23 protein-coding genes and 2 pseudogenes are annotated in these 24,834 nt (G+C 55.3%); 12 read left to right on the top strand and 13 right to left on the bottom strand.

Annotated features, from left to right (window positions below):
* Positions 1 to 172: 172 nt before the first annotated feature.
* Positions 173 to 1,395: pseudogene (locus H9L05_RS01635) on the bottom strand (dicarboxylate/amino acid:cation symporter).
* A gap of 393 nt (positions 1,396 to 1,788) precedes the next feature.
* Here H9L05_RS01635 and H9L05_RS01630 point away from each other — a divergent pair.
* Together H9L05_RS01630 and H9L05_RS01625 are read left to right on the top strand one after the other, a co-directional pair.
* Positions 1,789 to 2,259: an enolase-like domain-containing protein gene (locus tag H9L05_RS01630; protein ID WP_187732762.1), complete on the top strand. Its 471-nt coding sequence runs from the start codon at positions 1,789 to 1,791 to the stop codon at positions 2,257 to 2,259.
* Positions 2,205 to 2,819, top strand: a complete 615-nt coding sequence (locus tag H9L05_RS01625) for an enolase C-terminal domain-like protein (protein WP_187732761.1) — start codon at positions 2,205 to 2,207, stop codon at positions 2,817 to 2,819. The genes H9L05_RS01630 and H9L05_RS01625 overlap by 55 nt, the downstream gene beginning before the upstream one ends.
* Positions 2,820 to 2,921: 102 nt before the next feature.
* Here the strand turns inward: H9L05_RS01625 and H9L05_RS01620 are convergent, their stop codons facing one another.
* Positions 2,922 to 3,431 carry an SgcJ/EcaC family oxidoreductase gene (locus tag H9L05_RS01620; protein ID WP_187732760.1) on the bottom strand — a complete coding sequence of 170 codons (510 nt, stop codon included), beginning with the start codon at positions 3,429 to 3,431 and terminating at the stop codon, positions 2,922 to 2,924.
* A gap of 75 nt (positions 3,432 to 3,506) precedes the next feature.
* Positions 3,507 to 4,349, bottom strand: coding sequence for a helix-turn-helix domain-containing protein (locus H9L05_RS01615; protein ID WP_308422013.1), 843 nt, complete (start codon positions 4,347 to 4,349; stop codon positions 3,507 to 3,509).
* Positions 4,350 to 5,034: 685 nt separating this feature from the next.
* Between H9L05_RS01615 and H9L05_RS01610 the strand changes: the two genes are divergently transcribed.
* Positions 5,035 to 5,484, top strand: a complete 450-nt coding sequence (locus tag H9L05_RS01610) for a MarR family winged helix-turn-helix transcriptional regulator (RefSeq protein WP_187732758.1) — start codon at positions 5,035 to 5,037, stop codon at positions 5,482 to 5,484.
* A gap of 51 nt (positions 5,485 to 5,535) precedes the next feature.
* Positions 5,536 to 6,207, top strand: a complete 672-nt coding sequence (locus H9L05_RS01605) for a YceI family protein (RefSeq protein ID WP_187732757.1) — start codon at positions 5,536 to 5,538, stop codon at positions 6,205 to 6,207.
* A 56-nt stretch (positions 6,208 to 6,263) separates the two neighbouring features.
* On the opposite strand, the gene H9L05_RS01600 is transcribed toward H9L05_RS01605, so the two are convergent.
* Complete coding sequence (locus H9L05_RS01600; RefSeq protein ID WP_187732756.1) at positions 6,264 to 6,821, bottom strand: hypothetical protein; 558 nt, start codon at positions 6,819 to 6,821, stop codon at positions 6,264 to 6,266.
* A 161-nt stretch (positions 6,822 to 6,982) separates the two neighbouring features.
* Here H9L05_RS01600 and H9L05_RS01595 point away from each other — a divergent pair, with 161 nt between their 5' ends.
* The 6 genes from H9L05_RS01595 (at position 6,983) to H9L05_RS01570 (ending at position 12,736) form a co-directional block, all read left to right on the top strand.
* The gene (locus H9L05_RS01595) at positions 6,983 to 7,264 is read left to right on the top strand and encodes an ATP-dependent Clp protease adaptor ClpS (RefSeq protein WP_187732755.1); all 282 of its coding nucleotides are present in this window, start codon (positions 6,983 to 6,985) and stop codon (positions 7,262 to 7,264) included.
* Between the two features lie 84 nt (positions 7,265 to 7,348).
* The gene (recR, locus tag H9L05_RS01590; RefSeq protein WP_133273675.1) at positions 7,349 to 7,957 is read left to right on the top strand and encodes a recombination mediator RecR; all 609 of its coding nucleotides are present in this window, start codon (positions 7,349 to 7,351) and stop codon (positions 7,955 to 7,957) included.
* 189 nt (positions 7,958 to 8,146) lie between these two features.
* Entirely contained in the window at positions 8,147 to 9,346 is a 1,200-nt protein-coding gene (locus H9L05_RS01585) for a glycosyltransferase family 2 protein (protein WP_187732754.1), read from the top strand.
* A gap of 11 nt (positions 9,347 to 9,357) precedes the next feature.
* On the top strand, positions 9,358 to 10,116 hold the full coding sequence (locus H9L05_RS01580; protein WP_187732753.1) for a hypothetical protein: 759 nt from the start codon (positions 9,358 to 9,360) through the stop codon (positions 10,114 to 10,116).
* A gap of 92 nt (positions 10,117 to 10,208) precedes the next feature.
* A complete protein-coding gene (locus tag H9L05_RS01575) occupies positions 10,209 to 11,429 on the top strand; it encodes a pyridoxal phosphate-dependent aminotransferase (RefSeq protein WP_187732752.1) in 1,221 nt (406 codons plus the stop codon).
* Between the two features lie 251 nt (positions 11,430 to 11,680).
* A complete protein-coding gene (locus H9L05_RS01570; protein WP_187732751.1) occupies positions 11,681 to 12,736 on the top strand; it encodes a bifunctional heptose 7-phosphate kinase/heptose 1-phosphate adenyltransferase in 1,056 nt (351 codons plus the stop codon).
* 64 nt (positions 12,737 to 12,800) lie between these two features.
* Here the strand turns inward: H9L05_RS01570 and hemE are convergent, their stop codons facing one another.
* Both hemE and H9L05_RS01560 read right to left on the bottom strand, forming a co-directional pair.
* On the bottom strand, positions 12,801 to 13,847 hold the full coding sequence (gene hemE, locus H9L05_RS01565) for a uroporphyrinogen decarboxylase (RefSeq protein ID WP_187732750.1): 1,047 nt from the start codon (positions 13,845 to 13,847) through the stop codon (positions 12,801 to 12,803).
* A 164-nt stretch (positions 13,848 to 14,011) separates the two neighbouring features.
* Positions 14,012 to 14,568 (bottom strand): annotated as a pseudogene (locus H9L05_RS01560) (MarC family protein).
* Positions 14,569 to 14,783: 215 nt separating this feature from the next.
* On the opposite strand from H9L05_RS01560, the gene purE reads away from it, so the two are divergent.
* Both purE and H9L05_RS01550 read left to right on the top strand, forming a co-directional pair.
* Positions 14,784 to 15,347 (top strand): 5-(carboxyamino)imidazole ribonucleotide mutase, encoded by a 564-nt coding sequence (purE, locus tag H9L05_RS01555; RefSeq protein ID WP_187732749.1) that lies wholly within the window; start codon positions 14,784 to 14,786, stop codon positions 15,345 to 15,347.
* A 79-nt stretch (positions 15,348 to 15,426) separates the two neighbouring features.
* Positions 15,427 to 16,587: an endonuclease/exonuclease/phosphatase family protein gene (locus tag H9L05_RS01550; RefSeq protein ID WP_187732748.1), complete on the top strand. Its 1,161-nt coding sequence runs from the start codon at positions 15,427 to 15,429 to the stop codon at positions 16,585 to 16,587.
* Here H9L05_RS01550 and H9L05_RS01545 read toward each other — a convergent pair.
* The 7 genes from H9L05_RS01545 to H9L05_RS01515 all read right to left on the bottom strand — a co-directional run bounded on the left by H9L05_RS01545 (position 16,584) and on the right by H9L05_RS01515 (position 24,780).
* Positions 16,584 to 17,729, bottom strand: a complete 1,146-nt coding sequence (locus H9L05_RS01545; protein WP_187732747.1) for an FAD-dependent monooxygenase — start codon at positions 17,727 to 17,729, stop codon at positions 16,584 to 16,586. The genes H9L05_RS01550 and H9L05_RS01545 overlap by 4 nt on opposite strands.
* A 204-nt stretch (positions 17,730 to 17,933) precedes the next feature.
* Positions 17,934 to 19,874: a molecular chaperone DnaK gene (gene dnaK, locus H9L05_RS01540; protein ID WP_187732746.1), complete on the bottom strand. Its 1,941-nt coding sequence runs from the start codon at positions 19,872 to 19,874 to the stop codon at positions 17,934 to 17,936.
* A gap of 398 nt (positions 19,875 to 20,272) precedes the next feature.
* Positions 20,273 to 20,989 carry an alpha/beta hydrolase gene (locus H9L05_RS01535; RefSeq protein WP_187732745.1) on the bottom strand — a complete coding sequence of 239 codons (717 nt, stop codon included), beginning with the start codon at positions 20,987 to 20,989 and terminating at the stop codon, positions 20,273 to 20,275.
* A complete protein-coding gene (locus H9L05_RS01530) occupies positions 20,983 to 21,204 on the bottom strand; it encodes a hypothetical protein (protein ID WP_187732744.1) in 222 nt (73 codons plus the stop codon). Before H9L05_RS01530 ends, H9L05_RS01535 begins: the two co-directional genes overlap by 7 nt.
* Entirely contained in the window at positions 21,201 to 21,983 is a 783-nt protein-coding gene (locus H9L05_RS01525; protein WP_223284669.1) for a pseudouridine synthase, read from the bottom strand. Before H9L05_RS01525 ends, H9L05_RS01530 begins: the two co-directional genes overlap by 4 nt.
* Positions 21,984 to 22,126: 143 nt before the next feature.
* Positions 22,127 to 22,606 carry a hypothetical protein gene (locus H9L05_RS01520; protein ID WP_187732743.1) on the bottom strand — a complete coding sequence of 160 codons (480 nt, stop codon included), beginning with the start codon at positions 22,604 to 22,606 and terminating at the stop codon, positions 22,127 to 22,129.
* Positions 22,607 to 22,686: 80 nt separating this feature from the next.
* Entirely contained in the window at positions 22,687 to 24,780 is a 2,094-nt protein-coding gene (locus H9L05_RS01515; RefSeq protein ID WP_223284668.1) for a VWA domain-containing protein, read from the bottom strand.
* Between the last annotated feature and the right edge of the window lie 54 nt (positions 24,781 to 24,834).

Below are 24,834 nucleotides of genomic sequence, written 5' to 3'. Positions count from 1 at the left end.
AATAATACATTTAGTTGAATAAATACCAGATTGGCTATGTATAAGCTGCACGACATTCATTTAAGTAAAAGAGGCCTTCTTATTTCTAAGGAGGCCTCTTTTACTTTTTCAATAAAGCAAGAACATGCTTGGTGCTGCTTGAGCAGCAAACTACCGTTAAGGATATAGAGGATTAGTGTGTATGCTGCGCCAGGGCGCTGTCTTCCTCAGCGAGGTCGTCAATGGGTTCGGCTACGTAGTTATCTACAAATTCACCTTCCCAACGGGCTACTACGGCTGTTGCCAGGCAGTTACCGATTACGTTCACGGCGGTGCGAGCCATATCCATGAGGGCATCGATGCCCAGGATGATGAATACCGGCCAGGAGGGCAGGTTGAAGGAGGCCACCGTCGCCAGCAGAATTACGAGGGAAGCGCGGGGCACGCCCGCCACGCCTTTGCTGGTAAGCATCAGCGTAAACACCATTACCAGCTGCTGACCAAAGCTCAGCTCCACGCCCGCCGCCTGCGCTACAAAAACGGCCGCCAGCGAAAGGTAAAGTGTAGTGCCATCAAGGTTAAACGAATAGCCGGTCGGCATTACGAAGGCCACAATACGGCGGGGCACCCCAATGCTTTCCATCGCTTCCATGGCCCGTGGCAGCGCTGCCTCCGAGCTGGTAGTAGCAAACGCAATGCTCACCGGCTCGGCAATAGCCTGCACGAAGCGCTTGATTGGGATACGGGCAATAAAGGCAATGGGCACCAGCACCAGCAGTATAAAGGCAATGAGCGCCACATACAGGGTGAGCAGCAGCTGGAACGCGTTGAAGAGGGGCGCAAAGCCCATTTTGCCCACGGTATAAGCTAGCGCACCGCCTACACCCAGGGGGCAAATATCATAACCACGTTAGTGAATTTGAACATCACTTCCGACAAGCTTTCCATTACTTCCAGCATTGGCCGGCGATGCTTGCCGTGCACCATGGCCAAACCAATGGCGAAAATGATAGCGAACACAACTACCTGTAACACTTGCCCTTCGGCTACCGACTTGGCAATGTTTTCGGGGAAGATGTGCAGAATAATGTCAGAGGTGGACTGCTCTACGGCCTGAAGCTTCTCACTCGTATCGGCCCCGGCCTGGCTGATGCCAACACCGGCTTTGCTCAAGTTGATGGCTGCCAGGCCGATGAACAGGGCAAACGTGGTAACTACTTCAAAGTATACCAAGGCTTTAATACCCATTTTGCCTACTTGCTTCAAGTCGGCGTGGCCGGCAATGCCTACAACCAATGTGGCGAATACGAGGGGAGCAATAATGGTTTTCACCAAGCGCAGGAATACGTCGCTGAGCACCTTCAGGCTTTGGGCGAAGACCGGATAGTCATTGCCAATTTCGGCCCCCACAAACATGCTGACTACTATCCAGAAGGTAAGCGAGCGGCGCTGATACCCATACACTACTAGCGCGGCCAGTGCCAGCCAGCGGGCTATGCGGGGCACGGCGAGTGGCAGCGCCACCATATTATAAGCTGATAGGACGGTGAGCACAATGGCCACCAGCGACAAAATCAGAATGAGCGGAACAATGCGCGAAAACTTCATGCAGGATAGGGTGGGGGTTACCGGGGATTGTCAGCAAAGATAAGTTTTCAGTCAACAGTTGCAGAGTTTGAATAGTGTGCAGTTTATTAATCGTGGTGGGGGGCTTTTTATACTGCGCTGCATCGCTGATTTTAGCGCTCTATAAAAGTAGCTTTGCGCTTGGTCGTGCCATGCCGGCGGCCTGCTCCCAATATCCTTCCTATGCTCTGGACCATCGAAACGCGTGAGCTGCAGCTGCGCTATACCTGGAAAATATCGCGCAACGCCTCTACTGCCAAAACCAACCTGCTTGTGCGGGTGCAGCAGGAAGCTGGCGGAGCGGTAGGTTGGGGGGAGGCAGCGCCCAATGTGCGCTACGGCGAGTCGCCGGAAGGGCTGCAAGCGGAGTTTGAGCAGTTAGTAGCAAAAGGACTGGCCTACGTAACTTCGCTGGATGAACTAACAGAATTTTTAGAGCAGCACTCCGTAGCGCACGCGTTGAGCTTTGCTCTGGAGTCGGCCTACGTGCACTGGCAGGCCGCGCACACGGGGCAGTCGGTGGCGGCGGTGTTGGGCTTGCCGGAGCCGGCCGCTTCCTTGCTCACCGCTTTAACATTGCCCATAATGCCCCCGGCGACGTGGCAGAGTTTATTAGGGAGCAGGATATGGGGCGGTTTTCTATCCTTAAAATAAAGGTAGACCAAGCCAGCGGCTTTGACCTGCTGCGCGAAGTGACGCGCGCCCTCCCAGGCCGCCAGCTTATCATTGACGGCAACGAAGCCTGGACCGACGCCGACGCGCTATTACAGTTTCTGGAAAAAATTGCCCCCCTGCCCGGCCTCGCGGTGCGCTTGCTAGAGCAGCCTTTGCCGGCCGCCTGCACCGACCACTACCGCTACCTGCGCGCCCGCTCGCCGTATCCCGTTTTCGCCGACGAATCGGTAACCAACGAAGCCGACTTTGCCGACATTGCTGAGCAATTTCATGGTGTGAATATGAAGCTGATGAAGGCCGGCGGCTACCGCAATGGCTTGCGCCTGCTCAAGCAAACCCGCGCCCACGGCCTCGATACGATGATCGGCTGCATGGTGGAGACGACGCTAGGCATCTGGGGGGCAATTCAGGTAAGCAGCCAGGCGCAAGTCTGTGACCTAGACGGGTTCATCATTATCCGCGACGAGCCGTTTGGGCTGGTGCAGGAGAAAAATGGCTTGCTCCGGGCTCAAACATCCGTGCCTGATCTTGAGAGATAACTTTTCTCAAAAGATATTCTTACTGTTTAGGCGCAGCAATAAGGATATGAACGCCGCTCGCTAAGCTATTCTAGCGAGCGGCGTTCATATCTCTGACTACCCTTATTTCTTCATTGTCAGTACGGGATCCTTGGCGTTCTTATCAATGGATGTGTTATGTCCGTCGATGACGAGCCATTTCCCCTTTCGCTTTTCCACAATCAGCGTCATTACGCCGGTAGACACATCGCTCATGTCGCGGCCATCGGGCATTACCCAGCCTTCCAACTCCCAGTTGTGGCGCACAATAGCTAAGTCCGGCCGCAACATTCTAACCTCCGTGTGAAGGATCGTATGCTTGGTTTTATTGAACATGAGCTTCATAAATACATCCAAGGCGTATTGGTGCTCTGCTTTGTTGCGCCACCACATGCCTACTACATTCACCCACTGTGCATCAGGAGCGAAGTAGCTGAAATAAAGGTCTAAGTCGTGCTTATTCCATGCCTCGGCAAGGCCTTCATTTACTTGCAGCACAGCCTTTTCATCGGCTGAATACTTTGTGGTAGGGATCTGTGCGTGAGCGACACTGGTCAGACACAAAAGCAGGAGGAGGCTGAGTAGCTTTTTCATATCGTTTCATCGTTTTAAAAGTGATGAATCGAAGGTAGAGGCTCAGCCAAGGGGGAAATAGTAAAAAAACGACATCTAGAATGGGCTGCCCGCAAAGAGTCGGAGGGGAGAGGCAGCTTCTTCTTTTAGCAGAATAGTAGGTGTGACGGCAGCAAACAGCTTGAAATCCTTGATCAAGTGCATCTGGTCATAATAGCCACACTGATGAACGATGTCCTGCCAGTCTAGTTCCGGCTGCCGGTCCTTTAAGCGGTAGGCCTGAGCAAAACGAACCACCCGCATAAATAGCTTGGGGCTCATACCAATACGCTCCAAAAACCTCCTCTCAAACTGTCGAGGGCTCAGGCAGGCTTGGTCGGCTAGCCAATCTAAGGAGTACTGCCGCGAATGGCTTTGAAGCATAAGCCGCGCTACCTTATCTACCGCGTGCGCATCAATTTTGTGGGCGGCTACTTTGCTTAATAGGTAGGTTTCTACCAAGACAATCATCTGCGCATAGTCGTTTATCTCGCGCAGCTGCTCATTTACTTGGTTGATTTCGCGGCCTACCAGATCGTAGCTATCTACTGTCTGGTCGAGGAGTTGCCACATGGGCGTACGGAACAACCGAAAAAGCCCCCCAGGCTGAAAACCCACCTTGATGGTCAGCTGGTTGTAGCCCATACGCAGGTTTACGCGCGCTACCTGTGGGCCAACTATTACGCTATGCGGGCTGGTTATTTCTTGGCGCTTGCTGTAATTAAATACTTCAATCGGGTCGCGGGCGTAGAAAAACAAGCATTGCTCTGGGTTAGTTGGATAAGGATTTACTACCCTAGGAGCACGCGGATCCAACTGAACATGCATGAGCATGTAATTGCTGATGAAGGGCTGAAGCGCAGGACATGGGCGATAAAATTGGCAGAATGGATTTACCATGATTCATACTTAGTTGCTTTCCTCATCCGAATACATAACAGCGGAATACCAAGATATTAATTGCATAACTGACTGCCATACTGAGCAGAATTGATAAGAAGGAAAGCCACTTTGCGCCAGGCTAACCAAGCTCAAAAGCGTGCTTGCCTAAAAAAGTTAGGTAAAGTATCCCAACGACTACATACAGATGTGGGCGTAGGTAAAAACGTGGAATACTTCCTGCGCCACATGGGCTACCGAAAGCCGGTGTTCAGGCAGGATGCAGCAGTATCAGTTGACATGACTGGCAACGAAAGAATACGTTGGGACTAACAGATGTTTCGTCGGGGGTATAGTAGCCAAACATCTGTGCTTCTGCTCCCAGGTGAATGAAGAGCCAGTAGCTTTGGGCAAGTACTCTCTTGCTGGATAGCCTGTTAAATTCTCCGATCAGCCTCAAATAAACAAAAGCACAAGTAAGGCCATTAAGCTTGTGACGATGCAACTATAAAATGGCTACAGAGACTTTGCCTATGCTTTGCCGTTGAATTATAGGTTTTGGCTCTGGCTTGCTAAACACTCAGTTGATGTGAGGATAAATAATATCTGTAATACCTAATAAAAAATATTCTTGCGAACTATGTTGCAACATTAAATGTATGTACATATATTTGTAGCATCATTCGGCAAGAGTACGCCGCCGATCATGAAAATAGAAGACGAAATCAAGCAGCCCACTTTCAAAGACGAGTACCAGAAGGCCCATATCAATCTGATATATACTACGGGCTGGATACAGTTGCGTCAGGCAGCGGCTTTCCGCGAGTTTGACGTCACGCTGCCTCAGTATAATATTTTACGCATTCTGCGTGGTCAGCACCCCAAGCCCGCCACCGTGAATCTGCTCATTGAGCGCATGCTCGACAAAACCAGTAACGCCTCCCGCATTGTCGATAAGTTGGTTGCCAAAAACTACGCTACCCGCACTGTGTGCCCTAGCAACCGCCGCGCCGTCGATATTCATATTACCGAGGCTGGTCTGGAGCTACTGCACAATATGGAAAGTGTGGTTAGTCACCAGAATACCGGCTTACATAATCTTACCCCCGAAGAAGCCGCTCAGCTGAGCGACCTGCTCGATAAAATCCGTGACTGACGGCTCTCAGTTAACTCAAGCTTAATTCTCCATTTTTCTCTTTCCCCGATCATGAAAAAAATTGCTCTGTCAGCCCTGTTCGCTGCTGCCCTGTTTACTGCTCCCGCAATGGCTCAACAGCCAGCTGTTAAGAAAACTACTCCCGGCACTGCCAAAGCTGCTGGCAACGCTTATGCGGTTCAGCCTCAGCTGAGCACCTTGGGCTGGGTAGGTAAAAAAGTAACCGGTGAGCACAGCGGTACCGTTCAGTTCAAAGAAGGCAACGTGATCGTGCGCGGCAACCAACTTGTAGGCGGTACTTTCACAGTTGACATGAATTCGCTGAAAGTAACCGACCTAAAGGATGCTGATAGCAACGGCAAGTTGGTAGGTCACTTGAAGGCTGATGACTTCTTCGGTGTTGAGAAAAACCCAACGGCTATCTTCAAAATCACGAACATCACCCCGATCAAAGGTGCTGCTGCTGATGCCAACAACGCCACCATCACCGGCGACCTGACCATCAAAGGCATCACGAAGCCCATCACCTTCCCCGCCAAGATAGGCGTGAAGAACGGTATGGCTGCTGCCACCGGCGTTGCTACCATCGACCGAACTAAGTACGACATCAAGTACGGCTCGAAGTCGTTCTTTGAAGGCATCGGCGACAAAGCCATCTACGATGAGTTCACGCTGAGCTTCAACGTGATTGCCAAGAAAGGCAATGGTGTTGCTGCTAACTAAGTAGCCTGATTTCTTAAGCTTAAAAAAGCCCCCCAGACTTGGTCTGGGGGGCTTTTTTAGTTTGGTATTACCAACTCGCGCGGCATATCGAAGCGCAGGTTGCGGCTTTTGCTGCGGTTGTGGAGCTGGGTCAGGAAGTCATCGAGTTCTGATTTGTATTCCAGCCAAAGGTCTTCGTGCAGATTGGTGAGCACGAGCTGTACGGCGCGGGTTGTCAGGCGGGCGGTGCTCACGTAAAACCCGTTGTAAGGACTATCGAACTGACCCGTATAGTTGTCAAAAATCAGGCGCAGCGTGTACAGAATCAGGTCGATTTCGAGGCGCTTGTCTTTGGTGATGCGGCGGGCGCGGGCGGTTTCTTTGGTGGCTTTGCTCAGCGCTTTATTCAGGCTACGATTCAGCAGGCGCCCCGTCACGGCCACGTTGAATAGCTCGTGAATGCGGTCGGCGGTTTGCTCATACACCTGCTCCACGGTCACATCGGGCAGCAGCTCGAAGGCAAATGTTTCGTAGAGTTCCGCATCGCGGCGCACGGCGCGCAGCAATAAGGCTTCTTTTTCCTTGTCGGGGAGCTGTTTGAGGGCTTTTTTAAAATCGGTGGAGGGAACGGGCATAGGAGGGAGGAGAGGCAAGCGGGCCGCCTTGTCTGACGCTGTGCGCTACACGGTAAATGATTGTATAACCCCCGAAACGAATCTGCCCGCGTGGTGGTTATACTAGGCCGGTGCGGGCCCAAATCTGCGCCTTTTTCCTTGATAATCCGTACTTTTGCGCCATGGACACCAAGCCGCAGATTGACTATAACGAGGACGTTTTACTGCTCGAAGAAACCATCGACGTGCGCGACCTGATCGTGTACAACGATGACGTGAACACCTTCGATCATGTAATCAAAACCCTTATCGACGTATGCGGGCACGAGCCTGAACAGGCCGAACAGTGCACCCTGCTGATTCATTACAAGGGTCAGTGTACTGTAAAGCACGGCGCCTACGATGAGCTGGCCGGCATGTGCACCGCCATCCACGACCGCGGTATCTCGGCCGATATTTTATAAATGGCTGCAAGGGTGAGTCGGTGATTATTAGTGCGATAAACATTCACCCACTTACTCGTTCGCCCGTTCACTCATTCAACCTAGATGGAGTTTCCTTCCAAACTGATAGAAAACGCCGTGGCGGAGCTTTCTAAGCTGCCCGGCATTGGCCGCAAAACGGCTTTGCGCTTAGCTCTGCACCTCCTGAAGGCGGAGAGCGACAGCACCGCTTCACTGGCGGAGGCGCTGGCCAAAATGCGCTTCGAAATCACTTATTGCCACACCTGTCATAACATCGCCGATACTGAAGAGTGCAGCATCTGCGCCAACAAGCTCCGCGACCATGCCATGGTATGCGTCGTGTCTGACATTCGCGACGTAATTGCCATTGAGAACACCAGCCAGTACCAAGGCGTGTACCACGTGCTGGGGGGCGTTATTTCACCCATTGAGGGCATTGGCCCCTCCGATTTGCAGATTGATTCTCTACTCAAGCGTATTCCTGAGTCGGAAATAAAAGAGGTTATCCTCGCCATCAGCCCCACAATGGAAGGCGATACCACCGCTTTCTACCTCACGCGCAAGCTCCGCGAGTTCCCCGACGTGCACATCAGCACCATTGCCCGCGGCATTCCGGTTGGGGGCGAACTGGAATACGCCGACGAAATAACCCTGGGCCGCAGCATTGTGGAGCGGCAGCGCCAGGCGCGGTAGCTGCTCTGGGGGGCTTTTTTGGCCGCCTGATTTAGTTGGAAAGGCTTGTCGCGCGCGGCAGGCCTTTTTTATTTGGGCAATTCTTGCCTAATTCCACAGTGCAGCTTCCTCGATAAGAGAAATATGAATCTGGGGATGCTGTTTAGTCCGTAACTTTCCCCGGCCCTCCTACTCCCGCTGCCGCCCGCCGTGAAGCTCTCCGTTATCATCGTCAACTACAACGTCAGCTATTTCCTGAGCCAGACGTTGTTGTCGGTACGGCGGGCCTTGGAGAAACTGGACGCTCCCGCCGAAGTTTTTGTGGTCGATAACAACTCCGTTGATGGCTCTGTGGCCATGGTACGGGCGCGGTTTCCGGAGGTTATCCTGCTGGAAAACAAGCATAACCCTGGTTTTGCCAAGGCCAACAACCAGGCTATCCGGCAAGCGCAGGGGGAGTACATCCTGCTGCTCAACCCCGACACGGTAGTAGAAGAAGATACCTTCCGCGTCTGCTGCGAATTTCTGGACAATCACTCCGAGGGCGGCGGGCTGGGCGTGAAGATGCTGGATGGCCAAGGGAAGTTTTTGCCCGAGAGCAAGCGCGGCTTGCCCACGCCGCGGGTGGCTTTTTACAAGGTTTTTGGGCTAGCGGCCCTGTTTCCCGGTTCACGCACCTTCGGCCGCTACCACCTCGGCTACCTCGACAAAGACCAAACTCACGAAGTAGATGTGTTGAGCGGAGCCTTTATGCTGCTGCGCAAAAAGGCGCTGGATGCGGTGGGCCTGCTCGATGAGGACTACTTTATGTACGGCGAGGACATTGATCTCTCGTACCGGCTCACGCGCGGCGGCTGGAAAAACTATTATTTCCCCGGCACCCGCATCATTCACTACAAAGGCGAAAGCACCAAGCGCACGAGCGTCAACTACGTGTTCGTGTTTTATAGAGCCATGATTGTGTTTGCCCGCAAGCACTTCGCTCCCAATCAGGCCGGCGTTTTTTCCTTGCTCATTCACCTGGCTATCTGGCTGCGTGCGGGCATGGCCGTGGGGCGCCGTGTGCTTGCGGGCGTTGCACCTGTTCTGTTGGATGCGAGCCTGCTCTATGGCGGCATGTATTTGCTGAAAAACTACTGGGAAGAGTATCAGAAGCAGGGGCCGGCCGATTATCCGTCGCCGCTGATGCAAGTGGTAGTGCCGGCTTACGTGCTTGTGTGGCTGGGCTGCGCCTACCTCAGCGGCAGCTACGATAAGCCTTTCAGTGCCTGGCGTATCATTAGGGGCATTGTGATTGGTACGGTGCTTATTTCGGCCGGCTCCAATTTTCTGGAATCGTACCGCTATTCCAACGCTTTAATTTTGCTGGGGGCATTTGGAGCATACTGGCGCTCATTGGCCGGCGACTGATTAGCCATGTGGTGCAGCACCGCAATCTGCGCCTCATGCAAAGCCACCAGAAAAAAATTGCCATTGTGGGTTCGGCGGAAGAAAGCCGACGTGTGCGCCACTTACTTGAAACGGCCGGAGTACAGGCGCGCATTGTAGGTCACGTGACTCCCATAGCCGACCCAACTGCCCCACCAAGCCGCTATTTACTCGGCCAACTGCATCAGCTAGACGAAATTATTCGGATTCATGCCTTGGATGAGCTGATTTTCTGCGGCAAAGATTTGTCGGCAACCCGCATCATTTCCCTCATGATCCGGCTGCCCCAATACCCGCCGGTAGCCTACAAGATTTTGCCCGAAGACAGTGAGTATATCATCGGCAGCTCCTCAAAAGATGCGCCCGGCGAGTACTACGCCCTCGATATTGCCCTTAACCTGTTTCAGCCCCAACGTGCCCGCACCAAACGCTTGCTGGATGTACTCACGAGCCTGAGTTTGCTGCTGGCGGCGCCATTGCTTGTATGGTTTACCCGCGAAAAATCAGGTTACTTACGCAACTGTTTGCGGGTTCTATTGGGTAAGCGCACCTGGGTGGGCCTGCGCCATGCCGACGCCTCGCGCCGCACCACGCCCGCCGTATTTTCTCCTGCTGACTCTGCCGATACTGCCGCGGCGCCGCTGCCTGAAGCTACTCGCCGCCGCTTGGAGTTGCTTTACGCTAAAGATTATACGCCCTCCACTGACCTTAATATCTTGGTGCGACGCTTTCGGTGGCTGGGGCAGGAATAGCTGTATCGACCTAACGAACAGAGTTGTGTAGCATTTGAAGAACGGTTCAACTTGAATCCGTACTTTCGTATATCTACAAAGCCCGTCAGTCTATGTCAGCTTCCGCTACGCTTGCTACTACCTTTCTCTCTGATCGCATCAGCGCTCTGCAAGAGTCGCAGACCATTGCGATGGCCAAAAAATCGCGTGAGCTAGCCGCTCAGGGTCACAACGTGATTAACCTGAGCTTTGGTGAGCCTGATTTTCAAACGCCTCAGTACATCAAGGATGCCGCCAAGCGCGCTCTTGACGAGGGATATACCAAGTATACGCCCGTGCCTGGCTACGTAGAACTGCGCCAAGCCATTGCCGATAAGCTGCGTCGTGAAAACCGACTAGAGTATCAGTGCGAAAACATTGTGGTGAGTACGGGCGCAAAGCAGGCCTTGGCTAATGCCGTGATGAGCATGGTGAACCCCGGCGAGGAAGTTATTGTGCTAGCTCCGTACTGGGTAAGCTACGAGGAAATGGTGCGCCTAGCCGAAGGAGTGTCGGTGCGTGTGATGGGCTCGTTGGAAAACGACTACAAAGCCACGGCTGCGCAAATAGAAGAGGCCATCACGCCCCGCACCAAGCTCATTATGTACTCGTCGCCCTGCAACCCCACGGGCTCTGTATTCTCGCGCGAAGAGCTAGCCGACATTGCGGCCGTACTAGCGCGCCATCCGCAGGTATTTGCCATGGCCGACGAGATTTATGAGTACATCAACTTCGAAGGCGAGCACGTGAGCCTAGCTGAGTTTGATGAGATTAAAGACCAGGTAATTACCGTAAACGGGTTTTCCAAAGGCTACGCCATGACGGGCTGGCGTGTGGGCTACTTGGCCGCGCGGAAAGAAATTGCCAGCGCCTGTGAGAAAATGCAGAGCCAGATTACCTCAGGTACCTGCTCTATTGCTCAACGCGCTGCGCTGGCTGCCCTAGAAGGCGGCCGCAGCTCCGCCGATGAAATGGTAACCGCCTACCACCGCCGCCGCGACCTGGTATTGGAGTTAGCTAAGGAAATTCCGGGCTTCCAGACGCCAACGCCGGCCGGTGCTTTCTACGTTTTCCCGGATGTGAGCGCCTATTTTGATAAAAAAGCCCCCCAGGGCGAGACAATCGAAAACGCTACCGACTTGGCTATGTTTCTGCTGAATGACGCGCACGTTGCTGCTGTTTCGGGTGAGGCGTTTGGGGCGCCGAACTGCATGCGCTTCAGCACCGCTGCCGCCGATGAGAAGCTGCGCGAAGCCTTCATTCGCATCAAAGCCAGTTTAGAAAAGCTGCAATAACTCCGCAGGTTTCCAGCTTGAGAAATCGTTGAACCGGATGATGGAGGAGCGCCGAATTTAGTTGCGCTGCTCTTTTGTTCGCGTCTCGTTGCGGTCGTTCGTGAAAAAGCCCCCCAGCGAATTGTTCGGTGATTTGCGAAGTAGAAGTTGAATCCCTGAAGCAACGTCTGCACCGATTGGCCGCGTCGATGCACTGCGTTACATCGGGCTAGTTTCTACCTTTGCGGCTTCCTTCGTCGAAAGTCGTCAAAATGCCCCTCACCGTACCGCCCACCTCGCTGCCCGAATTATTTGCTGCTTTCAACCATTTGAGGGTCCTCATCGTGGGCGACGTGATGCTGGATGCATACGTTTGGGGCAAAGCCGGCCGTATTTCGCCCGAAGCACCAGTCCCCATCGTGCATGTAAGCCGCACCGAGCAGCGCCTCGGCGGCGCCGCCAATGTGGCGCTGAATGTGCAGGCCCTGGGCGCGACTCCTTTGCTGTGCGCGGTGGTAGGCCAAGATGCTGGCGGCGACCAACTGCTGGGCTTGCTGGAAGATAAAAGCTTGTCGGCGGAAGGCATTGTGCGCAGCGCTCACCGGCCAACCACCGTAAAGCAGCGCATACTGGCGGCCGGCCAGCACCTGCTGCGCATTGATTCGGAGGTAGAAACGGACCTGAACGCCACGGAAGCCGCCGATTTAATTGCGCGCTATGAAGCCCTGTTGCCCCAAGCCGACGTGGTCGTGTTCGAAGACTACGACAAAGGTGTCCTCAATGAAAACCTAATTCAGCATTTCATCGCGCAGGCCCGGCAGCGCAACATCCCCACTGTTGTTGATCCCAAGCGTAAAAACTTCTTAGCCTATCGTCACTGCACGCTCTTCAAACCAAATTTGAAAGAGCTGCGTGAGGGCTTGAAGCTCGATTTTGATGATACCGACGCCGACCGTCCGCAGTTTGAGGCCGCCGTGCAGCGTCTGCGTGAGTTGCTCACGCCCGCCATCATTCTAGTGACTCTCTCCGATCGCGGCGTGTTCAGCGATGCTCCGGCCACCGGCCGCAACTACATTCCTGCCCACTTGCGCGCCATTTCCGACGTGTCCGGCGCCGGCGACACCGTTATCAGCATTGCTGCTTTATGCGTGGCGTTGGGCTTGGAGGCACCAGTGTTGGCTGCTCTGGCCAACCTGGGTGGCGGGTTGGTTTGCGAGCAAGTGGGCGTGGTGCCAATTGAGAAAGACCGGTTGCTGGAAGAAGCTCAGGAAGCAGGCTTATTGAGCGTTATAGTACAGAAAGAAGGGTCAGTTTCAATACGTGACTAAGGCATAGGTTCATAAAAAAGCCCCCCAGATAATAGTCTGGGGGGCTTTTTTATGAATTTGAAGACTATATCGTTCCCTCGCGGGCCAAAGCGCTGAACTCCTTCACGGTTTGAATAAACACCTTCACATTAGCCGGATCGGTGTCGGGGTACACGCCGTGGCCGAGGTTGGCGATGTGGCGCTGAGGACCAAACTGGCGAAGCATCTCGATGGTAGCGGCCTGCACCTGCTCGCGAGAGCCATAAAGCGCACAAGGGTCGAGGTTGCCTTGCAGCGTATAGTTGTCGCCGATGATGGCGCGGGCGGCGCGGGGGTCCTGGTTCCAGTCGAGGCCGATGGTCTGGCAATCGAGCTGGGCAAAGTCTTCGAGCGCAAAAAAAGCGCCTTTGGCAAACACCGTCACGGGCACATCGGGTAGCGCCTCACAGATTTGGGCAATGTAGCGCGTGCTGAACTCGCGGTAGTGGTTGGGGGGCAAAATTCCGGCCCAGGAGTCGAATACCTGAATGAGGTTGGCGCCCGCCTGCACCTGGGCCTGGAGGTAGGCAATAGTAGTAGCGGTGATTTTCTCCAGTAGCTGGTGCGCTAATGCGGGCTCGGCGTACAGCATGCGGCGGGCTTTGGAGAAGGTTTTGGAGCCGTGGCCCTCCACCATATAAGCCAGAATAGTCCAGGGGGCGCCGGCAAAGCCAATAAGCGGAACCCGACCATTCAGCGCCCGTTTGGTTACCCGAATAGCTTCCAGCACGTAGCCCAAATGCTCCTCAGGATCAGCTATACGCAACTTCTGAATGTCGGCGGCGGAGCGAACGGTCTCGGGGAAAAGGGGCCCGCGGGCTTCCACCATCTCGTAGGTTAGGCCCATCGCGTCGGGCACTACCAGGATGTCGGAGAAAATGATGGCGGCGTCTACGTCCAGGGCATCTACGGGCTGGATCGTGACTTCGGCGGCCAGCTCGGGCGTTTCAACCAATTCCTTAAAGCCGCTGAGGCGGGCGCGCAGGGCACGATATTCAGGCAAGATGCGGCCGGCCTGGCGCATCAGCCACACGGGCGTACGCTCGGTTTGTTCGCCGCGGGCGGCCCGAAGTAAGAGGTCGTTTTTAATCACAGGGTTTGCTGATTTGAGCGGATGCTATGCCGGAAGGCGGCGTGAAGGCAAAGGTACGGTTAGCAACGCAGGAATGCAGCCGTAGCCAGGGCAATAGCTGCAACAACCCGCAAACTTGTTAGCCAACCAGCTTCCCAGAAGCCAACAAAAGCCGCTGGTTTCAGCTACTCCTGGAACAGCGCCTTAATTGCCGTAGCCATAAAGTTGACCCCAATGGCCAGCGTAATAAAGCCCATAATCCGCGCCAAGGCGGCCATGCCGGGTCGCCCCAGAAAGCGCGTGAGCCGCAATGACGACATCAGAATAATATAAGCGGCCAGGGCTACCAGCACGAAGCCCACGAAAATCAGGCCCATATCGAAGTAGCTGAGGCGCTCCGTGAATAAGCTGATACACACCGCAATAGAGCCGGGGCCGGAAAGCATGGGCATGGCCAGCGGTGTAAAGGAAATGTCGTTCTTGTGCATGCTCTCCTCCAGCGCGGCCGGCGACACCCGGTCGCGGTTGCCGCCGGGCGTGAGCAGATCAAAGGCCGAACGCATCAGCAAAATGCCCCCGCAATGCGCAGATGGTGAATATTGATGCCGAAAAAATTGAGCACATACTGGCCCGCAAAAAACGACACGGTCAGCACGGCTATCATGTAAAGGCAGGCCCGCAGTCCAATTTGGCGACGCTCCTGGGCCGAATCTTCTTCGGTCAGGGTCAGAAAAACGGGCATGGCCCCGAAGGGATTGACGACCGAAAACAGCGTAGTAAACGTGGCAAGCAGAATTTCCATGAAGCGCGGGGCATGGTAAAGGCGAATAAAGGTACGAGGCGGCAGGAGAGGTGCAAGGCGGGAAAGTGCTATGTTTGACGAACCAACCGCGGAAGTAATGCCGCGTACAAGTCGCATACAGCCGTAAGAGGCTCGTATCGTTTCCTTTTGTTTCTATGAGCCCAAACGCACCCGCTACTCCCGCTACCCCGAGCCCTGTTGAAGAAACCCGTGATAACCCTATTGTGGGCATCATTATGGGCAGTCAGTCTGATATCAAAGTAATGATGGCCGCCGCCGAGCTGTTTCGGCAGTTCAATATTCCCCATGAATTCACCCTGGTGTCGGCTCACCGCACCCCGCACCGTCTGATTGATTATGCCGAATCGGCCCGCAAGCGTGGCTTGCGCGTGCTTATTGCCGGTGGGGGCGGGGCGGCTCACCTGCCCGGCATGGTGGCCGCTTTCACCACGCTGCCCGTTATCGGCGTGCCCATCAACTCTTCTACTTCCATTCGCGGCCTCGATTCGGTGCTTTCCATGCTGCAAATGCCGGCCGGTGTGCCCGTGGCCACCGTTGCGATTGACGGAGCTACCAATGCTGCCATCTTGGCTACGCAGATTCTGGGCCTGACCAATGCCCGCCTGGTAGATGCGCTGGAGAAATACCGTACCTCACTGAAGGATAAAGTGATGCGCACAATTGATGAGCTGCGGAAGGGCGGCTTCAATGAAGAATAGCTGAAAAAGCCCCCCAGCGGCGGCTGGGGGGCTTTTTCTTTCACCAATTAAATTTTAAATTCCGAACATTTTCTGCCCCATGCCTGACCTCGACGCGCCACTTTGGATTTTGCTTGCGCACGGCCTCGTGCTGCTGCTCTCGGTTGCGGCGCTCGTGGCCACACTTCTTCCTTTGCTACGCGAGGAGGCCTGGTGGATTCGGGTTTTTGACTTTCCACGTCTGCAAATTGTTGGTCTGGCCCTGCTTACCCTTGCCGCCGGATTGGTACTGGAATGGCACAAATTGCCTGACTATTGGGGCATAGGCCTGTTGGTAGCGCTAGCCGTTGCCGTGGTGTACCAACTGATTCGTATCGTGCCCTACACTCCGCTGGCTGGCAAGCAAGTGGGCGATAGTACCCAGCCCGACGACGGGCGCCATCTCAGCCTGGCCGTGATGAACGTGCTTCAGTACAATAAGCAAGGCAAAGAAGCCCTGGCCGAGCTTGAGCGCATTGACCCGGATATTATTATGGCCGTAGAAACCGATAAATGGTGGCTCGAGCAGCTGCGCCCGCTGGAGAAAACGCACCCTTATACTTGCCACGAGCCGCTCGACAACACTTACGGCCTGCTGTTCTTCTCGCGGCTGCCCGTCCGCGACTGTCACGTCAAGTATCTGCTCGATGATGACGTGCCTTCCTTGCACACCCACGTGCAGCTTCCCGACGGCAAAACGTGGATTCGGCTGTATGGCCTGCACCCCAAACCACCAGCGCCTCAGGAAGCCAAAACCAGCACCAAGCGCGATGCTGAATTGCTGTTGGTAGGCAAAGAAATAGAAAAGAAAGACGAACCTACAGTCGTTTTTGGCGATATGAACGACGTGGCATGGTCACACACGTCTGAGCTGTTTCGGCGCATCAGCGGCCTGATGGACCCGCGCGTGGGCCGCGGTCTGTTGCCTACTTTCCACGCCGATTATTCCCTTCTGCGCTGGCCCCTCGACCACGTATTCGTGTCGCCTGACTTCAAAGTAGACGATATTCAACGCCTGAACTACGTTGGCTCCGATCATTTTCCCATCTACATCAAGCTCAGCTACGAACCGCACGATAAGCACATTCAGAAGGAGAATGCGGAGCAAGCTGACGAAGAGGATCACGAAGAGGCCGCTGAAAAGATAAAGGAGGGCTTCCAGGAGGAGCGTGAAGAGGAATTAGAGGAAGCCGCAGGCCAAAAGAAAGAGCTAGCGACTTAAATATCAGTTTTGTACAGAAACTCCATTTGCCGGTTGTTCACCGAGGCCGGCACGCGGCGCATGACGGCGTTGCGCAGGCTCACCAGCCACGGCTGTTCCATTTGGGCCACTTTCCCCAACTGCCACGACTGATTTACAATGCGGGTTGTGCGTGGGCGCCGTTGATGGTCAAAGGCTTGAAAGGCGGATTCGATGCCTTTTGCCTGGGCCAAACAGCTGGCCAATACGGCTGCATCTTCTACGGCCTGGCCTGCGCCCTGCCCCATATTGGGCGTGGTGGCGTGGGCCGCATCACCCAGCAGCAGCACACGACCGAAGTGAAAGCGCTTCAACGGCTTCAAATCAATGATATCTCCCCAGATAACCTGCTCGTCCGTGGTAAGGGCCAGCAGCTCCGGAATAGGGGGGTGGTAATCGGCGAAATGGCGCTGCAAATCAGTTAGCCGGAAGGCGCGATAGTGCGGATTCTGAGCTTGCGCGCTATTAATGCAGGCAAACCAATAGACCTGTCCATTGCCTAACGGTACCACGCCAAAGCGCCCGTTGCCGCCCCAGGTTTCGGTGGAGCGTCCCGCCGGTAACCCCAGCGACTGAGCTTCGATTACGCCGCGCCAGCAGGTGTAGCCCGCGTAGCGCGCCCGACTCGCGGGAAGCAGTTGCTGACGCACGCGGGAGCGAATTCCGTCTGCCCCAATCAACGCCTGCCCTTTAAGGTGGCTGCCATCGGTGAAGTAGGTAGTTACGTGGTTGTCTTTTTCCTCAAACCGTTCCAGCGACTTGCCTAGCTGCACGATGCCGGGGGGCAAATTTGCCAGCAGAATACGCTGCAAGTCGGCGCGGTGAATGGCGAGGTTTTCGTAGCCGATGCGGCGGGTGAAGGGCGTGGTGTCAATATCGTTGAGTATGCGGCCGTGGCGGTCAAGCAGGCTGATGCGGGTAATAGGAAACCCGGCAGCCCGCACGGCATCGTGCACGCCCAGGCGGTCCAGCGCCTGCATAGCATTGGCGCCCAGCACTACGCCTGCCCCAATTTCGCGCAGCTCAGTGGCCGCCTCTACTACCTGCACTCCATGGTTTTGCTGACGCAATGCCAAAGCCGTGGCCAATCCTCCAATTCCCGCCCCAGCGATGATGAAATTCATGTGTTAGTGACGCTGTTATTTCCGGAAATTTAAGTGAATGATGTAGAGACGCGATACTTCGCGTCTAATGGTTGAACAACTAAAAATGCGCTAACGAAACAAGGTCAGCAACGATCAGACGCGAAGTATCGCGTCTCCACAGTGAGACTATACAACAAAAAAGCCCCCCAACCAGCGGCTGGGGGCTTTATTATCATCGGCAACTTACTTGTTGCCGCCTACTTCTTCGTAGTCAACGTCGGTCACGTTATCAGCAGGCTGGCCTTGCTGGCCGTTGCCGTTTGGCTGGCCTTCGCCACCGGGGTAGCCTTGCGGCTGGCCCTGGTCCTGACCTTGCGTAGCGGCATACATCTCTTGCGAGGCAGCCTGCCATGCAGCATTGATAGCGGTCATTGCGGCTTCGATAGCACCGAGGTCTTTGCTTTCGTGCGCCTTCTTCAGGTCAGCAAGCGCATTCTCGATGGCCGTCTTGTTGCCGCCACTCAGCTTATCGCCATACTCCGAAAGCTGCTTCTCAGTCTGGAAGATCATCGAGTCGGCAGCGTTCACCTTCTCAATACGCTCTTTCTCCTGCTTGTCGCTTTCTTCGTTGGCTTTCGCCTCGTTGCGCATCCGCTCGATATCGGCGTCGGTCAGGCCGCTGCTGGCTTCGATGCGGATTTTCTGCTCTTTACCAGTGCCTTTGTCCTTGGCCGATACGTGCAGGATACCGTTGGCATCAATGTCGAATGTTACTTCGATCTGCGGTACGCCACGGGGTGCTGGCGGAATGCTGTCGAGGTGGAAACGACCGATGGTGCGGTTCTGCGAAGCCAATGGGCGCTCGCCTTGCAGCACGTGAATCTCCACGGAAGGCTGGTTGTCAGAAGCAGTCGAGAACGTCTCCGATTTCTTGGTCGGAATCGTGGTGTTCGACTCGATGAGCTTGGTCATTACGCCGCCCATGGTCTCAATGCCCAGCGAAAGCGGGGTCACGTCGAGCAGAAGCACGTCTTTTACTTCACCGGTCAATACACCACCTTGGATAGCAGCACCGATGGCTACTACTTCATCGGGGTTTACACCTTTCGAAGGCTTTTTGCCAAAGAACTTCTCTACTTCTTCCTGAATGCGTGGAATACGAGTCGAGCCACCTACCAAGATTACTTCATCGATATCCGAAGTGCTCAAGCCAGCATCCTGGAGGGCTTTTTTGCAAGGCTCCATCGAGCGCTTCACTAAGTTGTCGGCAAGCTGCTCGAACTTAGCGCGGCTCAGTTTTACCACCAAGTGCTTTGGACCCGAAGCGGTAGCCGTTACATAAGGCAAGTTAATTTCAGTCTCAGTCGAGCTGGAAAGCTCCACTTTGGCTTTTTCAGCGGCTTCTTTCAAGCGCTGCAGAGCCATTGGATCCTGGCGCAGGTCGAGGCCTTCGTTGTCGCTCTTGAACTGGTCGGCGAGGAAGTTAATGATAACCTGGTCGAAGTCGTCACCACCTAAGTGCGTGTCGCCGTTGGTGCTTAGTACTTCAAATACCCCGTCGCCAAGCTCCAGAATAGAAATATCGAACGTACCACCGCCGAGGTCATACACCGCGATTTTTTGGTCTTTGTGCTTCTTATCGAGGCCGTAAGCCAGCGCAGCTGCCGTAGGCTCGTTGATAATACGCTTTACATCAAGGCCAGCAATAGCACCAGCTTCTTTCGTAGCCTGACGCTGAGCATCGTTGAAGTAAGCCGGAACCGTAATAACGGCTTCCGTAACAGTCTGGCCCAGATAGTCTTCAGCAGTCTGCTTCATTTTCTGAAGCACCATTGCTGAAATCTCCTGCGGCGTGTACTGCCGGTCGCCAATTTTTACAGCCACTGTGCTATTAGAGCCACGCTCCAAAGCATAAGAAACCATTTTCGATTCCTCAGTTACTTCGCCGAAGCCACGGCCCATAAAGCGCTTAATCGACTGAATCGTATTCTGCGGGTTGGTAATGGCCTGACGCTTAGCCGGGTCACCAACTTTACGCTCGCCTTTGCCCCCGTCCAGAAACGCTACAATGGATGGCGTCGTACGGCGGCCTTCGCTATTCGGAATAACCACCGGCTCGTTGCCTTCCATAACGGCCACACAGGAGTTCGTGGTGCCGAGGTCAATACCAATTATTTTGCCCATCTGAATGGTATAGTTAAGTAAGTGGAAATGTCAGAGTGTATCGTGCGATTTGCTCGCGTGGGGTGAATGACAAGCAGCGTACCAGCCGCTGAATCAGCCCATTTCCGTGACACATTGTCATTTTTGAATACCTCAACCAGCCATTTCCCGCCGCTCTGGCTTTGTGGTAAGCATAGAGTTGTCGGCACCTGTCAGGTAGATGAATTGCTAGAGTAGTTTTGAATTAAAGCTGAGCCTCGCCCCTATAGTATCGCTTGTCATGCAGAACGCCGTGAAGCATCTCGCGTGCTGATGTAAAGTTAATAATCCTGACTACCGCTGGCGAGATGTTTCACGGCGTTCTGCATGACGTTCTGGTTGCATTACTTCAGAACAGAGAAAGCGGCTGGGGGGCTTTTTTACAGCATGTTGCGCTGCAAAAACCGTTGAATAGTGCTGCGCCAAGCTACTTGGTGCTTACTGTGATAAGGCTCGTGGCCTACGCCTGCAAAGTAGCGGCGCTGCTTCGGGCCACTGAGGGCGGCGTAGATGGCGTCTGTTTCCTCACGCGTTACGCGCGGGTCGGTGAGGCCGTAGAGTAGGAGCGTGGGCGTTTGAATGCGGCGGGCGTAAGCGCGGGCATCGAGGTCGAAAGCCCAGAAGCCGTTTTGCACGCCGCCCCAGAATACCAGCAGGTTAGCGAGCGGAAAAGCCGGCACTTGCAGGGCATGAAAGCGGTTTTTGGCAGTCTGGAGCATGCTGCCGTAGGGGCATTCCAGGATAGCCGCCGTCGGCCGCACGCCCAGTTCGCTCTCCGCCCTTAGAATTGCCACCGCGCCCATCGAAACCCCATACACAAAGAGCGGTGCCGCTGGCTGCTGCGCTTTCAAAAACGCGAAAGCGGCGGCTACGTCGTCGGCTTCGCGGTAGCCCACGGTGGTCTGCACGCCTTCGGAGCCGCCATTGCCAGCAAAGTCGAGCAGCAAAACCGAAAAACCCTGATTCCGGAAAAACTCCGCCTCCGTCAGGAGCTTCGACTTGTCGCCGGTATAGCCGTGAAACAGCGCCACTTGGCCCAGCGCATCGGACACGGGGCCAAACCAGGCTTCCAGCCGCCCATTGGGGCTGTTCAGCACAACCGTTTGGTTGGCGTGGCCTGATTAACCGGCTTGGGGTTCTGAACGCCCGTGAGCAACAAAGCCGCCTTCTGCAAAGCGGAAAGCTGCTCCGGACTAGCCTGCTTGGCGCCGGTTTCGTCGGAGAAATGGGTGAAGCGCCAGGCATGAAAGAAGGCTACCGCGTTGACCAGTACGAAGGCCAACGCACCCGCGGTCAGCCAGCGGCGTTTCATCGGGGGCGGGAAGTTTTGGGGCCGCGCTTTGGTCGGTCGCCGGAGCCTTTCGGGCCTTGATCTGAGCCGGCGGGGCGCTTAAAACTAGAGGAAGCCGGCTTGAAGGTTTTGCGGGCCGGCGCACCAGGGCCGGGTGCGGCAAGGCCGGAAGCGGTTTTGCTTTTCGCCTCTTTCGACTGCACCTGACGCTCAGCGGGCATTTTGGTAGCCGAAAAAGCCGCTTTCAATTTGGCTGCTTCCGGGGCAGTTAGCTCGCGCCATTGTCCGGGGGCCAAATTTTCTACTTCCAAATGAGCAATTTTCACCCGAACGAGGCGTAGCGTAGGAAACCCTACAGCGGCCGTCATCTTGCGTACCTGCCGGTTAATGCCCTGCGAAATCGTGATTTGCAGCCAGGATGTAGGAATATTCGCCCGGAAGCGGATAGGCTTAGCGCGCTCCCAGATAGCCGGTGGCTCGGGCAGCAGTTCTACTTCGGCCGGTGCCGTGAAGCTGGTTTTGATGTCAACGCCCCGCCGCAAAGTAGCTATTGCTTCTTCCGTGGGTACGCCTTCTACCTGCACCCAGTATGTTTTCGGCACCTTAAAGCGCGGCTCCGACAGGCGATGCTGCAGGGGCTTGTCGTCGGTGAGTAACACGAGACCTTCGCTGTCAAAATCCAGCCGACCAACGGGGTAAATCTTAGGGATGGGTACGAAGTCCTTAAGAGTGGCGCGGCCGTTTTCGTCCGTGAATTGGGTAAGAACTTCGAAAGGTTTGTTGAGCAGGACGTAGCGCATGAGGCGGAAAGGTAAAAGCAGATTTGATTTCCCTGCCCTCAATCAAGTTTCGCAAAAGGCAGCGAAAAAGCAAAGGTCGGCAGAAGCAGCCGCTTTAGCGCTAGAACTCAGCTAAAAGGAGAAAGTAGGCGGCTGGGGGGCTTTTATTCGGCCTTTATGCGATTGGCTGGCTGTAGCGCCACCTGACCACTGAACAGCACCACAACGTCGCGCGGCGGGTACACCACGGCATCTACACTGTCACGATGTGTGGTTCCGTCGCCGTCTTCGCTGCGGTACACATGGCGCACGAAAAGACCGATGCGCGACGTGTCGGCCTGCCGCGCCAGCAACTGCTGCCGCTCCTGAGCCCGACGAGTAAAGTCCGCCGTTGGGGCCTGCGCGTTGTTAGCCACGGCCGTAACAGCGGCCTCGTTGCGCTGATTCACTTTCACCACATAGGCAATTGAGTCCTGGCGGGTAAAGGGTTGAATGTAAAAGGTTTCGGAGCGGTAGTTGCCCGTTTTGCTCATGCCCTGCTGCACGTATTCCGAAACGGCGGCCTGCGCGTGTTCGGCGGGCGCCTGCTCGCAGCTGGTCAGTAAGGCAATTAGCGCGAAGGTGTAGAAAAGGGCGGATTTCATAGGGTAAGCAAAGTAGGGGAGATATTGTAGCTAGCCATAGAGACGCTTATTCGCATCCGACCGTTCCTGGTATGGACATGTTAAACGAAGTGTTTATGGTCCAATAATGGAGTTTCAGATCGATTAAATGCCCCCGAATACTTGCGCGCCGCCCATTCAGCCGTTACCAGCGCCATCAACAGGAAAAACAGCCACTTCAGATTTATCAGGTCCTTGATGCTTTCCTGGCTGTAAATCACGGGCTTGTAGTTGGCTTTCTGAATATCTTGGCTGAGCTGGTCGAACTGCTGCGGATAGTACAGACGCGAGCCGCTGCGACGGGCGAGTTGGTAGAGTAAGTTGTGGTCGGCGCGGGCGTTGAGGGCTTCCAGCTGCTGCTCCTGCACCAGTAGCTCGCCCCGATCCTGCTGATTTTGCCCCCCAAGCGTGGCGCGGGCCACGTAGCGGTACACGCCGCCGGGCAAGGTGCCGAGGCGCAACGGCGCGCCGTCCTCGCTATTCGTGAAGGAGTAGTTGCGGGTGCGCTGCTGCTCGTCGGTGAGCGTCAGCTCTATTTGCTGGCCGTAGATGCGCTCGAAAATGGCGTTGTAGGTTTCGGCCCCAAATGTGATTTCGTCGGCTGTGGTGAAGGCATCCTGGGTGGGATACACGTCGAGGCGCTTCTTGTTGGCGTTGGCCGTCAGCAGCTGAAGTGTGCGGGTGATAAGGCGGTCGTAAGCGTCGGGGCGGTCGGCGTGGTCGGCGGCTTCCTGCAGGCGCCATTGCCAGCCGCCGTCGGTGAGCAGGGTAGCGCGGCGCTGCTCGGGCGAGCCCCCAAACACCAGCAGTGGTTTCTGCGTTTTCAGCCGCCCTACCTGCTGATACAGCGCTACTTCGGCCCCGCCGCCCAAACGATACTCGCCAAACGGCACCGGCGCGGGCGGATACGCCGCGAAGCGTCGCAAGGCATCTTCTTCAAACGAAAACCGCGAAAATGACGCATTCAACACGGGTGTCACCTCATCCGTCTGCTGCCCGCGCGGCGCGACGGTAAGGCCGGCACCAAGGTTATTGTAGGCATTCAAATCGGACTGCGCGCCAATGATAAAGAGCGCCGGAATGCGACGATTTCGCACCTGGGCCAGTACGTCGGCGCCTTCGCCCGTGCGGGCCGGCAATTGGTGCAAAATGGCCACATCATAATCCTGGGCTTTGAGAGGCGCAATGCCAGGCAGATAAATGGTCAGGTCGAAGTTGTCATTCTGCAGAATTGCCCCCCGCAGCGCCTTGATATCCGGGTGGGGCGCAGCGCCTGCCAGCAGCACTTTCAGCTTGCCCTTCACTACTTCGATGTAGGCGTTGCGGCTGTTATTGAGGGGCGTAAATTCGCCGGATTGAGGCTGAATAGCAACTTCGTAGCGACGCTTACCGGGAGCCGGAGCAGTCAGCAGGAAGGTGGCTTTCTGCCGGCGCCGACCGGGGGGCAAATTCACCTGCTTGGTTTGCAGCACCCGGCCATTTTCGCGCAGCTGCACCGTAGCTGTGCCGCCGCCAAAACCTTCGTATCCGATTTCGGCCTCAATCGGGAAGCGGTTGCCGCTGAAAGCCACCCGGTTGTAGTTCAGCGTGGGCACACTCAGGTCGCGCTTAGGAACCGTGTCGCCCACGGCCACGCTGTAAATCGGGAAGTTGAATTCGGAATATACTGGCGAGCGGCCCTGGTTCACCAGTCCATCCGACACGAGCACCACACCGGCCAGATTGCGGCCTTCGTAGCCCTCACGCACGTTGGTCAGCAAGCCGTCCAGGTCGGTGGCAGGTGCCTGAAACCGCACCGAATCGGGCCGGACAGCACGGGCCGGGCTGGGGGGCAAAATCTGCGTCTCGACCCGAAACCCCTTTTCTTGCAATGTAGTAGCCAATTGCTGCAAGCCAGTAGTAGCTTGGCGCAGCACCGCCGCCGGCGTAAAAAGCCCCACCGACTGAGAGTTATCGACGGCCAAGATAATGGTGGGCGCTTCAGTCGTGGTCGTGGTCGTTTTGACGAAGGGCGAGAGCAGCAGAAAGCACAGAAAGCTCACGACCACGAAGCGCAACGCGGCCAGCCCATAGTTCAGGGCCTTGCTCCAGGGCGCTTTAGCCGAGTAGAGCAGGGCCGCGTAGCCCGCGCCCACGGCCAGGCACAACAAAATCAACCAGGGAGAAGCAGCGACAGAAACCAAAGAAAGAATAGCAGCGAGTGTGAGTAC

This window comes from Hymenobacter qilianensis (genome assembly GCF_014489555.1).
GTDB lineage: Bacteria > Bacteroidota > Bacteroidia > Cytophagales > Hymenobacteraceae > Hymenobacter > Hymenobacter qilianensis.
The sequence above is the reverse complement of the archived record's forward strand: the minus strand, read 5'-3'. Positions and strand labels throughout refer to the sequence as shown.

Coding starts and splice junctions, on each gene's coding strand:
- H9L05_RS01630 (WP_187732762.1), top strand. CDS start 1,789: ATGCTCTGGACCATCGAAACGCGTGAGCTGCAGCTGCGCTATACCTGG.
- H9L05_RS01620 (WP_187732760.1), bottom strand. CDS start 3,431: ATGAAAAAGCTACTCAGCCTCCTCCTGCTTTTGTGTCTGACCAGTGTC.
- H9L05_RS01615 (WP_308422013.1), bottom strand. CDS start 4,349: ATGGTAAATCCATTCTGCCAATTTTATCGCCCATGTCCTGCGCTTCAG.
- H9L05_RS01610 (WP_187732758.1), top strand. CDS start 5,035: ATGAAAATAGAAGACGAAATCAAGCAGCCCACTTTCAAAGACGAGTAC.
- H9L05_RS01605 (WP_187732757.1), top strand. CDS start 5,536: ATGAAAAAAATTGCTCTGTCAGCCCTGTTCGCTGCTGCCCTGTTTACT.
- H9L05_RS01600 (WP_187732756.1), bottom strand. CDS start 6,821: ATGCCCGTTCCCTCCACCGATTTTAAAAAAGCCCTCAAACAGCTCCCC.
- H9L05_RS01595 (WP_187732755.1), top strand. CDS start 6,983: ATGGACACCAAGCCGCAGATTGACTATAACGAGGACGTTTTACTGCTC.
- recR (WP_133273675.1), top strand. CDS start 7,349: ATGGAGTTTCCTTCCAAACTGATAGAAAACGCCGTGGCGGAGCTTTCT.
- H9L05_RS01575 (WP_187732752.1), top strand. CDS start 10,209: ATGTCAGCTTCCGCTACGCTTGCTACTACCTTTCTCTCTGATCGCATC.
- H9L05_RS01570 (WP_187732751.1), top strand. CDS start 11,681: ATGCCCCTCACCGTACCGCCCACCTCGCTGCCCGAATTATTTGCTGCT.
- purE (WP_187732749.1), top strand. CDS start 14,784: ATGAGCCCAAACGCACCCGCTACTCCCGCTACCCCGAGCCCTGTTGAA.
- H9L05_RS01550 (WP_187732748.1), top strand. CDS start 15,427: ATGCCTGACCTCGACGCGCCACTTTGGATTTTGCTTGCGCACGGCCTC.
- H9L05_RS01545 (WP_187732747.1), bottom strand. CDS start 17,729: ATGAATTTCATCATCGCTGGGGCGGGAATTGGAGGATTGGCCACGGCT.
- dnaK (WP_187732746.1), bottom strand. CDS start 19,874: ATGGGCAAAATAATTGGTATTGACCTCGGCACCACGAACTCCTGTGTG.
- H9L05_RS01530 (WP_187732744.1), bottom strand. CDS start 21,204: ATGAAACGCCGCTGGCTGACCGCGGGTGCGTTGGCCTTCGTACTGGTC.
- H9L05_RS01525 (WP_223284669.1), bottom strand. CDS start 21,983: ATGCGCTACGTCCTGCTCAACAAACCTTTCGAAGTTCTTACCCAATTC.
- H9L05_RS01520 (WP_187732743.1), bottom strand. CDS start 22,606: ATGAAATCCGCCCTTTTCTACACCTTCGCGCTAATTGCCTTACTGACC.